Source organism: Enterobacter oligotrophicus (assembly GCF_009176645.1).
GTDB classification, from domain to species: domain Bacteria; phylum Pseudomonadota; class Gammaproteobacteria; order Enterobacterales; family Enterobacteriaceae; genus Enterobacter; species Enterobacter oligotrophicus.
The window spans coordinates 3,554,464-3,568,053 of record NZ_AP019007.1 but is presented as its reverse complement, the minus strand read 5'-3'; the positions used below and the strand labels follow the sequence as shown (position 1 = coordinate 3,568,053).

Sequence of the window (13,590 nt, the reverse complement as noted above, 5' to 3'; positions counted from 1 at the left end):
AAATGAGACAAGATAATTGTGCGGGATCTGTGAGCAGATTCACGATGAGAGGTCAAAATTCGATCAGCGTCAGGTATTACGATTCAGCACAAAATTAACAAATCATTTAAATTCAATTAATTAACAAAATACCTTTGCACGTCGTCACAATTTGAATACAAATGATTTGGCTAAATTATGACCCTAAAATAGCTTTTAAGGACGCAAGCTAAGTCGAGTTAGCTTAATAACAGAATCTATGTGGCTATTGATTCATTGCCTTTCCAACACAGGAATTTTGCAATGTCAGAGACTCTTATTCAGATGAAGCGCATCACCAAACGCTTTCCCGGCGTGCTGGCGCTGAATCAGGTGGATTTCGATTTACGTCGTGGCGAGGTACATGCCCTGCTGGGTGAAAACGGTGCCGGAAAATCGACGCTAATGAAAATATTGTCCGGTGTCTATCAGCCCGATGCGGGTGATATTCAGTTTGAAGGACAACCTGTTTCATTCAGCGATCCGCTGAGCGCGCAGCATGCAGGTATTACCATTATTCACCAGGAATTTAATCTCTTTCCCGATTTAACCGTGGAGGAGAATATCTTTATTGGCCGCGAATTTTGCAAAAATAGCCGCTGGCAGCTGGATAAACGCGCTCAGCGCCAGGCCGTTGAGAAAATACTGCAAACGCTGAATTTAAAAATTGCCCCGGATGCTCGCGTCAGTGATTTAACCGTAGCCCAGCAGCAAATGGTGGAAATAGCCAAAGCCATCTCGGTTAATGCCAAAGTGCTGATTATGGATGAGCCTACCGCCGCGCTCACGGAGAGTGAAATCGAGAGCCTGTTTGACGTCACACGCATGCTCAAGGCGCAGGGTACGGGGATTGTCTATATCTCGCACCGCCTGGAGGAACTGGCGCTGATTGCCGATCGCGCCACCGTCATGCGCGACGGGCACTATATCGCCACCGTGGATTACGAAATGGTGCAGATCGGCGAGCTCATCGCCATGATGGTGGGCCGCAATCTCGACAATATCTACCCTAAACGTCCGCCGCATCAACGCACGGAAAAAGTGCTGGAAGTTAATGGCCTGACGCGCAACGGCGTGCTGAACGATATTGACTTCACTCTCTGGCGCGGCGAGATCCTCGGTCTGGCCGGGCTCATGGGGGCTGGACGTACAGAACTTGCCAGAGCCCTCTTCGGAGCCGATCCCATTGACGCCGGCACGCTGACGCTAAACGGTACGCCAACCCGCATTAAAGACGTGGCAGATGCCATTGATAAAGGCATTAGCTATTTAACCGAAGATCGCAAAAAAGAGGGGCTCGCCCTCGGCCTTTCCGTTGAGATGAACATCATGCTCGGCAATTATCCGGACTATTCCGGTCTTATGGGCAATGTCGATGAAAAGCGCTGTCGGGAATCCAGCCAGAAACTGGTGGATGCACTACGCATAAAAACGCCGCATCTGGAGCAGGCGGCACTGAATTTAAGCGGCGGTAATCAGCAAAAAATCATTATTGCCCGCTGGGTCTGCAAAGACACCGATATTTTAATTTTTGATGAGCCAACACGGGGAATTGATGTCGGCGCAAAACTGGAAATTTACGAATTAATGAACCGCCTTGTCGCTAAAGGTAAATCGATCATCATGATTTCATCCGAACTGCCGGAAGTCTTAGGAATGTGTGACCGCATATTAGTGATGCGCGGCGGCCGCATTACCGGCGAAATAGAGGCTGAGCACGCCACCCAGGAAAAAATCATGCAATACGCCACGCTGGAGGATTAATCATGTCTGTCACCGTCCCTTCGCCGCAAAGCGGGAATCATTCGATGAAAATTAATAAAGCGCTGCTGATGCGCCTGGCTCCCCTGTTCAGCCTGGTGTTGCTGGTTCTTTTTTTCAGCTTCAGCTCACCGTTCTTCTTTAATACCGAAAATATCATGACCATCGCCCTGCAAACGGCGGTGATTGGCATCATGGCCATTGGCGTCACCTTCGTCATCATCACCGCCGGGATCGACCTGTCGCTCGGTTCGGTGGTGGCGTTCTCTGGCGTTGCGGTAGGCATTGCCGCCGGGTTTGGTATGCCACTGCCAGTTTGCATTCTGGCCGGTGTGCTGGCGGGTGGCGTGTGCGGCTATGTAAACGCATTTCTGGTCACGAAGATGACTATCCCACCATTTATTGCCACGCTCGGCCTGATGATGTCCGTTCGTGGTATCAACATGGTGATGACCGACGGACGCGCGATTTACTTTTCTGACTACCCGGAATTCAAAACTCTGGCGCAGGGCCGCCTGTTCGACGTGCTGCCTTATCCGGTGTTTTACCTGGTCATTGTGGCACTGGTTGCGATGTGGATACTGAAAAAAACGGTGATGGGCCGCTATATCTACGCCGTCGGCAGCAATGAAACCGCAGCGCATCTTTCCGGGATCAAAGTGCAGCGGGTGAAAATTTTCGTCTACGCCTTCTGCGGCCTGTTGACCGGTATTGCCGGGGTGATCCTCGCCTCGCGTCTCAACTCCGGCCAGCCGACCGTGGGCGTAGGCTACGAGCTGGAAGCGATCGCCGCGGTCGTCATCGGCGGGACGAGTCTGATGGGCGGCGTGGGCACTATCGGCGGCACCATCATTGGCGCGTTCATCATGAGCGTGCTGAAAAACGGCCTCAACTTAATGGGAGTATCTCAGTTCTGGCAAATGGTGGCGATGGGCGTGGTCGTCGTGGCCGCCGTCTACCTGGACACGTTACGTAAAAGAATGCGTTAGGTTCTCGACACAAAAAACCCTACAACGGAGCAAAATAATGAAAACCAGCCATATCCTGAGCGCCCTGTCGCTCGTCGCCATCATGACCAGCAGCGCGCTGGCGAAAGATTTAAACCTGCCGGTGGTCAGTAAAGGCTATCAGCATGAATTCTGGCAAACGGTCAAAATGGGAACCGAAGCCGCCGCAAAGGAGTTAGGTGACAAAACCAGCTATTTAGGCCCGGCGGATGAAACGCAAATCGCCGAGCAAATCCAGCTGGTGGAAAACACCATGGCGCAGAAACCGAACGGCCTGCTGCTGGCCGCGCTGGACGCTAATGCCCTTGCCCCGCTGGTCGAAACCGCCAACAGCCGTGGAATTAAGGTCGTAACGTTCGACTCCGGCGTGAATTCCGATATCCCGGCCAGCTTTGTCGCCACCAACAACCGTAAGGCGGGCGCACAGGCGGCGGACGCGCTGGCTGAGCAGATCGGTCAGAAAGGGAAAGTGGGGATCATTGCCCACGTAGCCGGGACGACCTCCGCCATCGAACGCTCCGAAGGGTTCAGCGAGGAGATGAAAGCGAAGTATCCGAACATTCAGGTGCTGCCTGTCCAGTACAGCGATGGCGACCCGCAAAAAGCGATGGATAAAACCATTGATATGGTTCAGGCCAACCCGGATATCGCGGGCATTTATGCCACGAATGAAGGCTCAACCCTGGGCGTGGCGAACGCCATCGACAGCCAGAACCTGAAGGGGAAAGTTAAGGTCATCGGCTTCGACAGTACCGAAGCAATCATTAATTTCCTTAAGAACGGTGTGATTCAGGGCTTTGTGGTTCAGGATGCATATCAGATTGGCTACCAGGGCATTAAAGCGCTGAATGCGGTGATTTCCGGGCAGACCGTGGCGAAAGAAATTGATATTCCAGTGAAATATGTCAATGCACAGAATATCAACACCCCTGAAATTGATAAACTGCTGCATCCGTTTGGTAAAAAATAAGGGAGTTCAGGATGAGTGACGGCTATTTCCTCGGCGTTGATGTCGGTTCAGCCAGCGTGCGGGCGGGGCTTTACTCTGCCCAGGGCGATCGACTGAGCTTTGCGACCCGCCCGATATCGCAGTTTCATGCCAGTAACGCGCGCGTGGAACAATCTTCCGCGGAGATCTGGCAGCAGGTTTGCGCGGTGGTGCGGGAAGCCGTCGACTCATCGGGTATCGCCAGTGAAGCCATTCGCTCCGTGGGATTCGACGCCACCTGTTCGCTGGTGGCGCTGGATGCCAACGGAAATGGCCTGAGCGTCTCGCCGGACGGCCCGCCGACGCAGGACATTATCATGTGGATGGATCACCGGGCGCAGGCTGAAACCGCCCAAATTAATGCCACCCGCGACCCGGCGCTGCGCTATGTGGGCGGCGAAGTGAGCATTGAGATGGAGCTGCCCAAGCTGCTGTGGCTACAGCATCACCATCCTGAAACCTGGAATAAGGCCTGGCGTTTTTTCGACCTGGCCGATTTTCTGGTCTGGAAAGCGACCGGTCAGGACGTCGCCAGCCTTTGCACTCTCACCTGCAAATGGAACTACCTGGCGCATGAGGCACGTTTCAGCGACACCCTGCTCAGGGCCGTTGGTCTGGAAAACCTACTGACTAAAATTCCCGAACATATTCTGGACGTAGCCGACTGTGCGGGAACTTTAAGCCCGCAGGCGGCACACGCGCTGGGTTTATCCGAAGGCGTAATCGTGGCAAGCGGCATGATCGACGCCCACGCGGGCGGCGTGGCGCTAACCGGATCGCAGCCGGAAGGTACGCTGGCACTCATCAGCGGAACCTCAAACTGCCATATGCTTGCCAGCCAGAAAGAGATCCACACGCCCGGCGTCTGGGGACCTTACTGGAGCGCCATGCTGCCGGGCTACTGGCTGACAGAAGGCGGGCAGAGTGCTGCTGGCGCGCTGGTCGACTGGACGCTGCGCGAACACGGAGCCAGCGCGGAGTTACTGGCGAAAGCGAAGGCGGCACAACGCCATCCGGTGGCGCTAATTAATGACTGGGTCACTGCCCTTGAACAGGAGGAGAAATACCCCACCCGCAACCTGCATATTCTGGCGGATCACCACGGCAATCGTTCGCCACGTTCGCGCCCGGACGCACGAGGCAGCGTCGTTGGCCTGACGCTGGAAACGGGAGAACGCGCGCTGGCAAGGCTGTATCTCGCCACGCTGCAGGCTATCGCCTACGGCACGCGACATATCATCGACACCCTGACGCACCAGGGCCACACGCTGTCACGTATTGTGATTTGCGGCGGGGCGACCCATAACCCGCTCTGGCTGAGGGAATACGCCGATGCAACAGGCTGCGACATCCATCTGTTAGCTGAAGAGGATGCGGTCACGCTGGGGGCGGCAATTTGCGGCGCAGTGGCAAGTGGTGCCTGGCCCACGTTAACCGATGCCACGCGTGTGATGGTCAAAACCGGAGAAGTCATTCCCCGTCGTCCGGAAACGGCGGCCTTCCACCAGCAAAAATACGCGGCTTACCTTGCGCTGTGGACACAGCAGCAGGCGCTTAATCAACTGATGCAACAGGAAATGTAATGGCAGGATGCGTATGCTTTATCTGCAGTTTTTCACGTACGTTAAGGATTGAGGCATAGCAATGGCCAAAACAGTTGAACAGATAGCTAAGGATCTGAATTTATCCGTCACCACCGTTCGGCTGGTGCTGGGCGGCAAAGCTGAGCAGTACCGGATTAGCGTGAAAACGCAGGCCAGAATTAATGAACATGTCGAGCGCTACGGCTACACACTGAACCATTCAGCGCGCAGCCTGAAGCTGAACAAAACCGAGACGCTGGGGCTTATCGTGCCCAATATCTCCAACGTCTTCTTTGCCACGCTCGCAGAAAAACTCGAACTGCGCTGCCGCCGTTCGGGCTATCAACTGATGATCAGCTGTACGTATAACGATGTGGATTACGAAAACAAGCTGGTAAAAGCCTTAATGGCACGCAACGTGGACGGCCTGTTTATCGTCCCCTCCACGCTGGAAAACCAGCAGCACCATTTGCGGCAGATCCAAAAGCCGCTGGTGCTCCTCGACCGTGATTTTGGCTTTACCGACAACGCACTGGTGGAGAGTCATAACGAAGCCGGGGGCGATGAACTGACCAGCAGCATGCTGGAGAGTAGCGAAACTCCGCTCTGGTTTCTGGTTGGCGATACCGCGCTTCCCAGCATCACCGACCGTCTCAACGGTTATCTGCATGCGTTGAAAGCCGCAGGAATTAACCACCGCGAGTGGGTCATCGAAGGGCCAGACAACACGCCGCAGGGGGGATACGCCCTGATGGACTCACTTATCGCCAGCAACGGTGTCCCGCAGGCTTTTATCGCCTCGTCGTTACCGGTGCTGGAAGGAGCAATCGAGGCCCTGCGCGCACGTACTGGCTCAGTCCCGAGGAATATCAATATCGGCACATTCGATGAACACCCCATGCTGGGATTCCTGCCTAACAGCGTCTGGTCGATGCAGCAGGATGAAGATACCTGGGCGGAAAAAGCGTTTGAACTTATGCAACGAGCCATCGACGGCGACGCAGTCAACGAGACGGCGAAAGTCGATATGAAGCTGGTCAAACGTTCCCGCCAGTAAGAATAAAACTGTACCCGGAGAATAAAAATGGAACGAGCCCGATTAGCCAGAGACATTATCGATACCTGCCTTGAGATGACCCGTTTAGGGTTAAATCAGGGTACCGCCGGCAACATTAGCGTGCGCTACCGCGACGGGATGCTGATTACACCGACCGGCATTCCCTACGAGTACCTCACCGAAGAGAGCATCGTCTATGTGGATGCAGAGGGTCACCACGAGGAGGGGAAACTGCCGTCGAGCGAATGGCGTTTTCATCAGGTGGTGTATCAAACTCGCCCGGAAGCCAATGCCGTCGTTCATAACCACGCAGTCAACAGCACAGCCGTCTCGATACTGAATCGCCCTATTCCGGCCATTCACTACATGATTGCCGCCGCGGGCGGTAACTCCATCCCTTGCGCCCCTTACGCGACCTTCGGTACACGCGCCCTGTCAGAGCATGTCGCGGTGGCGTTACGCGATCGCAAAGCCACGCTGTTGCAGCATCATGGGTTGATAACCTGCGAAGAGAGCCTTGAGAAAGCGCTGTGGCTGGCGCAGGAAGTGGAGGTACTGGCAAAACTCTATCTGAAAACGCTGGCGATTGTTGATCCCGTCCCGGTGCTCAGCAACGAGGAAATTGCCGTCGTGCTTGAAAAATTCAAAAGCTACGGGTTGCGCGTCGAGGCGTAATTTTTTTATCCGAGGGTGCTTTTATCACACCCTCGTAATATCTCTTAAACAAACACCTATTTACCGCACTTATCACCCCGCCTAAACTATGGCCTGCATTTTGGTAGAGGTGGTAATGAACGATTATAAAATGACGCCGGGCGAGTTGCGCGCGACCTGGGGTTTAGGGACTGTTTTCTCGCTACGTATGCTTGGCATGTTTATGGTCCTGCCTGTTCTGACCACATACGGAATGGCGCTACAGGGTGCCAGCGAAGCGTTGATTGGCCTGGCGATTGGCATTTATGGTTTAGCCCAGGCGATCTTCCAGATCCCCTTTGGTTTACTCTCTGACCGCGTTGGTCGCAAGCCGCTTATCGTCGGCGGGCTACTGGTCTTTGTACTGGGTAGCGTGATTGCCGCCCTCTCCCACTCTATCTGGGGCATTATTCTTGGCCGCGCCCTGCAGGGCTCTGGCGCGATTGCCGCCGCCGTTATGGCGCTATTGTCGGACTTAACCCGCGAGCAGAACCGCACTAAAGCGATGGCCTTTATTGGCGTCAGCTTTGGCGTCACCTTTGCGATTGCGATGGTGCTTGGCCCCATCATCACGCATAAACTTGGCCTGCACGCCCTGTTCTGGATGATTGCCGCGCTAGCAACGCTCGGCATTGCATTAACGCTATGGGTTGTCCCGGACAGTAAAAACCACGTTCTGAACCGTGAATCCGGCATGGTAAAAGGCAGCTTTAATAAGGTGATTGCCGAGCCACGCCTGCTGAAGCTGAATTTCGGCATTATGTGCCTGCACATCCTGCTAATGTCCACGTTTGTGGCGCTTCCAGGCCAACTGGCGGCTGCGGGCTTCCCGGCTGCGGAACACTGGAAAATCTATCTGGTGACCATGCTTATCTCTTTTGTCTCCGTCGTGCCGTTTATCATCTACGCCGAAGTGAAACGTAAGATGAAACGCGTCTTCCTCGGTTGCGTGGCACTACTGCTGATTGCGGAAATCGTGCTGTGGGGTTCGGGCCCCCACTTCTGGGAACTGGTTATCGGCGTGCAGCTATTCTTCCTGGCCTTTAATCTGATGGAAGCGCTGTTACCTTCACTTATCAGCAAAGAATCCCCGGCTGGCTACAAAGGCACCGCGATGGGGATTTACTCCACCAGTCAGTTTATCGGCGTCGCGATTGGTGGCTCCCTCGGCGGCTGGGTGGACGGCCTGTTTGACTCTCAAACGGTATTTTTAGCAGGTGCATTGCTGGCGATGCTCTGGCTGCTTATCGCCAGCACCATGAAAGAGCCGCGCTATGTCAGCAGTTTACGAGTGGAAATCCCGGACGATATCGACATTAACGATGCGCTAAAACAGCGCCTTGAAGCGAAAGAAGGCGTTACTGAGGTGTTGGTTGTGCCGGAAGAGCGTAGCGCCTACGTCAAAATTGACAGCAAAATCACTAACCGCTTTGAAGTGGAGCAGGCGCTGAAAGCCTGAAAAAAAGCCCGGAAAACCGGGCTTTTTTGACTTAATCGCGGAAGTTTTTAAACTGGAACGGTTGTCCCAGATCGCCACCGCGCACCAGCGCCATGACGGACTGCAGATCGTCACGGGATTTACCGGTTACACGGATTTCTTCCCCCTGGATCTGCGCCTGAACTTTCAGCTTGCTGTCTTTAATGAGCTTAACGATTTTTTTCTGCACCGCGCTCTCAATACCCTGCTTCAGTTTGGCTTCAATAAACCAGGTTTTGCCGCTGTGCACAAACTCTTCCGGCACATCCAGCGATGTGCCTTCAATGCCACGCTTTAACAGCTTGGCGCGCAGAATATCGAGCAGCTGATTTACCTGGAAATCAGATTCGCTCAGCACCTTAATCGTCTTATTTGCATCGTTCAGCTCAAACGTCGCCTCAACGCCGCGAAAATCGAAACGTGACTCAACTTCACGGCTTGCGTTTTCCACGCCGTTGCGGACTTCCTGGATATCAACTTCGGAAACAATATCGAAAGATGGCATCTTTTCTTCTCCCTTCATTTTTGTTGCGTTGCATAATACCCGCTACAAGGCATAACGAGAAGCGTAGCTGACGGCGCTATACTTAGGCCGTAACACCTGGCGCAGTTGCAGGTGAGGAGGAACAATGAAAATTACAGTGCTCGGATGCGGAGCCCTTGGCCAGCTATGGCTAACCGCGCTGTGCAAGCACGGACACGAGGTACAGGGCTGGCTGCGTGTGCCCCAGCCCTACTGCAGTGTAAACCTGATTGATGAAGACGGAAGCATCTTTAACGAATCGCTCACCGCGAACGATCCTGATTTTCTTGCGCAAAGCGACCTGCTACTGGTCACTCTCAAAGCGTGGCAGGTTTCGGATGCGGTGAAAACACTGGCGGATCAGCTCCCCTCCACGTCGCCCATTTTACTGTTGCATAACGGTATGGGCACCCTTGATGAGCTGAAAAGCATCGCCCAGCCCCTGCTGATGGCCACCACCACGCATGCCGCACGACGTGATGGCAATATCATTGTGCATGTTGCCAGCGGCGTAACGCACATTGGCCCGGCCCGTGAACAGGATGGCGACTACAGTTATCTGGCGGACATACTGCAAAACGTGCTGCCGGACGTGGCCTGGCATAACAATATTCGCCCACAGCTCTGGCGCAAGCTGGCGGCCAACTGCGTGATTAATCCGCTGACGGCACTGTGGGACTGTCCGAACGGTGAGCTGAAAAACCATCCTCAGGAGGTTGCAGCCTTGTGTGCCGAGGTCGCGTCGGTGATTGAACGTGAAGGCTTACACACATCGGCGGATGATTTACGCTATTATGTTGAGCAGGTTATTGATAGTACGGCAGAAAATATCTCTTCGATGTTGCAGGATGTTCGGGCGTTACGCCACACCGAAATCGACTACATCACCGGCTATCTGTTAAAACGCGCCCGCGCACACGGCATCGCTGTGCCGGAAAATGCCCGCCTGTATGATCGAATTAAACGTAAGGAGAGTGAGTATGAGCGCGTCGGCACTGGTATGCCTCGCCCCTGGTAGCGAAGAGACTGAAGCGGTAACCACCATTGACTTAATGGTGCGCGGTGGGATTGCGGTGACAACCGCCAGCGTCGCCAGCGATGGCGATCGGGTCATCACCTGCTCTCGCGGCGTGAAGCTCCTCGCGGATGCTCCACTGGTCGAAGTGGCTGACGGCGATTACGACGTCATCGTCTTGCCGGGCGGAGTGAAAGGCGCGGAGTGTTTCCGCGACAGCCCGCTGCTAGTCGAGACCGTCAGGCAGTTTCACTTGTCTGGTCGCATTGTCGCCGCGATTTGCGCTGCCGCCGGAACCGTTCTGGTTCCTCATAACCTGTTCCCGATTGGCAACATGACCGGTTTCCCAGGGCTGAAGGAGACGATTCCAGAGGACCAGTGGGTGGATAAACGCGTCGTCTGGGACCCGCGCGTCAATCTGCTGACCAGCCAGGGGCCGGGTACCGCGATTGATTTTGGCTTAAAGATTATTGACCTGCTGGTGGGACGCGAGAAAGCCTACGAAGTGGCGTCGTCGCTGGTGATGGCGGCAGGGATTTATAACTACTACGAATAAAAAAAGCCGGGTGGCGGCTACGCCTTACCCGGCCTACACGTGCTCATCTTTTCTCCCTCTCCCACAGGGAGAGGGTCGGGGTGAGGGCATCAGGCCGCACTCCCGGCAACAAACTACGGGCGATACACCTTCACATTCGCAAAGCCCTGCTCGCGCAGGTAGAGCGCCTGCAGGCGGCTCATCACCCCACGCTCACACCACAGCAGATACGTTTTGCTCTGGTCGAGGTCGCCAAATTTGGTGCTCAGCTTGTAGAACGGCAGAGACACCACGTCCACACCTTCAACCTTCAGCGGCTTGTCATCCTGCTCATCAATAGAGCGGATATCCAGAATCGCATCGTTGGCACCGAAACCGCTGACGGTCTCAACTTCGACCACGTCCTGCTCGGTCTGCTGGGCAATCTCGCGAATATCAATGTTGGACGCTTCCGCCACCACTTTCTCAAGAATGGCAAAATCAAAGTTCTCTTCTTCCGCTTCAATCTTCGCCTTCACCGCTTTGACGGTTGGGCTTTTTGAGATCACACCGCAGTATTCCGGCATGGTGCGGGCAAAATCTTCGGTGCCAATTTCACGCGCTAAATCGATGATGTGCTCTTTATCGTGGGAGATCAGCGGACGCAGGATCAGCGTATCCGAGACGTTGTCGATCAAACGCAGGTTGGTCAGCGTCTGGCTGGAAACCTGGCCCAGCGCTTCACCGGTGACCAGCGCCTGTACGCCGTAACGCTCAGCGACTTTGGACGCTGCACGCACCATCATGCGTTTCAGTACCACGCCCATCTGTCCGTCGTCCACTTTCTCCAGGATTTCGCCAACCACCGGTTCAAAGTTGATCGCCACAAAACGCACGCGGTGGGAGCTGCCAAAGCGGTTCCACAGGTAATGCGCCACCTGACGCACGCCGATTTCATGCGCCGCACCGCCCAGGTTGAAGAAGCAGTAGTGTACGCGGCAGCCGCGACGCATCAGCATGTAGCTTGAGACGCCGGAGTCGAAGCCGCCGGAGATCAGCGACAGCACATCTTCCTGAGTGCCGATCGGGAAGCCACCGATACCTTCGTAACGGCCTTTTACCAGCAGCAGGCGATCGTTTTCGATCTCCAGATTCACGGTCACATCCGGGTTGGTCAGGCGCACGCGCGCCGTCTCAACGTGCTGGTTCAGACCACCGCCGACATAGCGTTCTACTTCGATAGAGCTAAACTCATGCTTGCCACGGCGCTTCACGCGCACACAGAAGGTTTTGCCTTCGATCTGGTCGCGGTACTGCACCAGCGCTTTTTCAAAGATGTCATGCATATCGCTGAACGGGACGTCTTCCACTTCCAGAATATGGTGGATACCCGGAATGCGGGTCAGCGCGTCGCGGATATCAAGACGTTTGTTTTCGTCTTTGGCACGCACTTCTACGTGGTCCCAGTGGCGCACCACGGCGAGGGTTTCGTCGTAGTGCTTTAATACGTTACGAATGTTCCCGGTGAGAATTTTAATAAAGCGCAAACGCACAGATTGGCTTTTGATGGTGATTTCAGGGAACAATTTAATGATAAACTTCATGGCGGCAATGTTTCTTAGGCAAGCGATAAGGCTTGTAATGGAAAAGTACAGCAGCCCCTATAACCGAAGACTGCTTCCAGGCGCGCAAGTATACCACCATCGCGCCGCTCCTGTGCACATTGCGCGTTATTTGATAATTGCCCTGAGTCCGTTACCATATCGGGGCTGAGAATATAAGAGTCAATTCACTATGCCGAAGAAGAACGACGCACCGGCCAGTTTCGAAACTGCGCTGAATGAACTGGAGCAAATCGTTACCCGCCTTGAGAGCGGCGATCTCCCGCTGGAAGAGGCGCTCAACGAATTCGAACGTGGCGTGCAGCTGGCGCGCCAGGGGCAGGTCAAACTGCAGCAGGCCGAGCAGCGTGTGCAGATCCTGCTCTCAGATGCCGAAGACGCAAAAACCACGCCTTTCACACCGGACGCCGAGTAAATGGATTTTGCCAACACGCTTCAGGCGCGCGTAATCCGCGCTAACGACGCCCTGCGCCGTTTTATTGCGCCACAGCCTTTTCAGAACACTCCTCTGGTTGAGGCCATGCATTATGGCGCACTCTTAGGCGGAAAGCGCCTGCGCCCGTTCCTGGTGTATGCCACAGGCAACATGTTCGGGATCAGCGATAACACGCTGGACGCCCCGGCGGCTGCCGTTGAGTGCATCCACGCCTATTCGCTGATCCACGATGATTTACCCGCCATGGACGATGACGATCTGCGTCGCGGCCAGCCGACCTGCCATATCAAGTTTGGCGAAGCAAATGCCATTCTGGCGGGAGATGCTCTGCAAACGCTGGCATTTTCGATTTTAAGCGATGCCCCGATGGCCGAAGTGAACGACCGCGATCGCCTGGCGATGGTGTCCGAACTGGCGATGGCCAGCGGCGTCGCCGGAATGTGCGGCGGTCAGGCGCTGGATTTAGAGGCGGAAGGCCGCCAGGTTGACCTGGAACAGCTGGAACGCATTCACCGCCATAAAACGGGGGCATTAATCCGTGCCGCCGTTCGTCTGGGCGCGCTGAGTGCAGGTGAACGCGGGCGTAACGCCCTGCCGATTCTGGACAGATACGCAGAGAGTATCGGTCTGGCGTTCCAGGTTCAGGATGACATTCTGGATGTGGTGGGCGATACTGCAACATTGGGAAAACGTCAGGGTGCAGACCAGCAGCTTGGCAAAAGTACCTATCCCGCCCTGCTGGGCCTTGAGCAAGCCCAACGTAAAGCCTGGGACCTGATAGAGGATGCCCGCCAGTCACTGAATGAACTGGCCGCGCAATCACTGGATACCTCGGCACTGGAAGCGCTAGCGGACTACATAATCCAGCGTGATAAATAAACTATATATCTCGATGA

The 13,590-nt window shown here is 54.8% G+C and carries 13 protein-coding genes; 11 read left to right on the top strand and 2 right to left on the bottom strand.

Annotation, left to right across the window (positions count from 1 at the left end; all coding sequences use genetic code 11):
- Window positions 1-282: 282 nt before the first annotated feature.
- The 7 genes from EoCCA6_RS17080 (at window position 283) to EoCCA6_RS17050 (ending at window position 8,566) form a co-directional block, all read left to right on the top strand.
- On the top strand, window positions 283-1,782 hold the full coding sequence (locus EoCCA6_RS17080; RefSeq protein WP_152083656.1) for a sugar ABC transporter ATP-binding protein: 1,500 nt from the start codon (window positions 283-285) through the stop codon (window positions 1,780-1,782).
- 2 nt (window positions 1,783-1,784) lie between these two features.
- Window positions 1,785-2,768, top strand: coding sequence for an ABC transporter permease (locus tag EoCCA6_RS17075; RefSeq protein ID WP_152083655.1), 984 nt, complete (start codon window positions 1,785-1,787; stop codon window positions 2,766-2,768).
- Window positions 2,769-2,805: 37 nt separating this feature from the next.
- A complete protein-coding gene (locus EoCCA6_RS17070) occupies window positions 2,806-3,756 on the top strand; it encodes an ABC transporter substrate-binding protein (protein WP_152083654.1) in 951 nt (316 codons plus the stop codon).
- Window positions 3,757-3,767: 11 nt separating this feature from the next.
- The gene (locus EoCCA6_RS17065) at window positions 3,768-5,357 is read left to right on the top strand and encodes an FGGY-family carbohydrate kinase (RefSeq protein ID WP_152083653.1); all 1,590 of its coding nucleotides are present in this window, start codon (window positions 3,768-3,770) and stop codon (window positions 5,355-5,357) included.
- A gap of 61 nt (window positions 5,358-5,418) precedes the next feature.
- Window positions 5,419-6,414, top strand: coding sequence for a LacI family DNA-binding transcriptional regulator (locus tag EoCCA6_RS17060; RefSeq protein WP_152083652.1), 996 nt, complete (start codon window positions 5,419-5,421; stop codon window positions 6,412-6,414).
- Between the two features lie 27 nt (window positions 6,415-6,441).
- Entirely contained in the window at window positions 6,442-7,089 is a 648-nt protein-coding gene (fucA, locus tag EoCCA6_RS17055) for an L-fuculose-phosphate aldolase (protein WP_152083651.1), read from the top strand.
- A 115-nt stretch (window positions 7,090-7,204) separates the two neighbouring features.
- Window positions 7,205-8,566, top strand: coding sequence for an MFS transporter (locus EoCCA6_RS17050; protein ID WP_152083650.1), 1,362 nt, complete (start codon window positions 7,205-7,207; stop codon window positions 8,564-8,566).
- 31 nt (window positions 8,567-8,597) lie between these two features.
- Here EoCCA6_RS17050 and EoCCA6_RS17045 read toward each other — a convergent pair whose 3' ends face one another.
- Window positions 8,598-9,089, bottom strand: coding sequence for a YajQ family cyclic di-GMP-binding protein (locus EoCCA6_RS17045; protein ID WP_152083649.1), 492 nt, complete (start codon window positions 9,087-9,089; stop codon window positions 8,598-8,600).
- A gap of 124 nt (window positions 9,090-9,213) precedes the next feature.
- Here EoCCA6_RS17045 and panE point away from each other — a divergent pair, with 124 nt between their 5' ends.
- Window positions 9,214-10,125 carry a 2-dehydropantoate 2-reductase gene (panE, locus tag EoCCA6_RS17040; protein WP_152083648.1) on the top strand — a complete coding sequence of 304 codons (912 nt, stop codon included), beginning with the start codon at window positions 9,214-9,216 and terminating at the stop codon, window positions 10,123-10,125.
- Window positions 10,088-10,678, top strand: a complete 591-nt coding sequence (gene yajL, locus EoCCA6_RS17035) for a protein deglycase YajL (RefSeq protein WP_152083647.1) — start codon at window positions 10,088-10,090, stop codon at window positions 10,676-10,678. The genes panE and yajL overlap by 38 nt, the downstream gene beginning before the upstream one ends.
- A 113-nt stretch (window positions 10,679-10,791) precedes the next feature.
- On the opposite strand, the gene thiI is transcribed toward yajL, so the two are convergent.
- Window positions 10,792-12,240 (bottom strand): tRNA uracil 4-sulfurtransferase ThiI, encoded by a 1,449-nt coding sequence (gene thiI, locus EoCCA6_RS17030; RefSeq protein ID WP_152083646.1) that lies wholly within the window; start codon window positions 12,238-12,240, stop codon window positions 10,792-10,794.
- A 190-nt stretch (window positions 12,241-12,430) separates the two neighbouring features.
- Between thiI and xseB the strand changes: the two genes are divergently transcribed.
- Window positions 12,431-12,673 (top strand): exodeoxyribonuclease VII small subunit, encoded by a 243-nt coding sequence (gene xseB, locus EoCCA6_RS17020; RefSeq protein ID WP_152083644.1) that lies wholly within the window; start codon window positions 12,431-12,433, stop codon window positions 12,671-12,673.
- The gene (gene ispA, locus EoCCA6_RS17015; protein ID WP_152083643.1) at window positions 12,674-13,573 is read left to right on the top strand and encodes a (2E,6E)-farnesyl diphosphate synthase; all 900 of its coding nucleotides are present in this window, start codon (window positions 12,674-12,676) and stop codon (window positions 13,571-13,573) included.
- Window positions 13,574-13,590 lie beyond the last annotated feature (17 nt).

Coding starts and splice junctions, on each gene's coding strand:
- EoCCA6_RS17070 (WP_152083654.1), top strand. CDS start 2,806: ATGAAAACCAGCCATATCCTGAGCGCCCTGTCGCTCGTCGCCATCATG.
- panE (WP_152083648.1), top strand. CDS start 9,214: ATGAAAATTACAGTGCTCGGATGCGGAGCCCTTGGCCAGCTATGGCTA.
- EoCCA6_RS17065 (WP_152083653.1), top strand. CDS start 3,768: ATGAGTGACGGCTATTTCCTCGGCGTTGATGTCGGTTCAGCCAGCGTG.
- ispA (WP_152083643.1), top strand. CDS start 12,674: ATGGATTTTGCCAACACGCTTCAGGCGCGCGTAATCCGCGCTAACGAC.
- EoCCA6_RS17075 (WP_152083655.1), top strand. CDS start 1,785: ATGTCTGTCACCGTCCCTTCGCCGCAAAGCGGGAATCATTCGATGAAA.
- yajL (WP_152083647.1), top strand. CDS start 10,088: ATGAGCGCGTCGGCACTGGTATGCCTCGCCCCTGGTAGCGAAGAGACT.
- fucA (WP_152083651.1), top strand. CDS start 6,442: ATGGAACGAGCCCGATTAGCCAGAGACATTATCGATACCTGCCTTGAG.
- thiI (WP_152083646.1), bottom strand. CDS start 12,240: ATGAAGTTTATCATTAAATTGTTCCCTGAAATCACCATCAAAAGCCAA.
- EoCCA6_RS17060 (WP_152083652.1), top strand. CDS start 5,419: ATGGCCAAAACAGTTGAACAGATAGCTAAGGATCTGAATTTATCCGTC.
- EoCCA6_RS17080 (WP_152083656.1), top strand. CDS start 283: ATGTCAGAGACTCTTATTCAGATGAAGCGCATCACCAAACGCTTTCCC.
- EoCCA6_RS17045 (WP_152083649.1), bottom strand. CDS start 9,089: ATGCCATCTTTCGATATTGTTTCCGAAGTTGATATCCAGGAAGTCCGC.
- EoCCA6_RS17050 (WP_152083650.1), top strand. CDS start 7,205: ATGAACGATTATAAAATGACGCCGGGCGAGTTGCGCGCGACCTGGGGT.
- xseB (WP_152083644.1), top strand. CDS start 12,431: ATGCCGAAGAAGAACGACGCACCGGCCAGTTTCGAAACTGCGCTGAAT.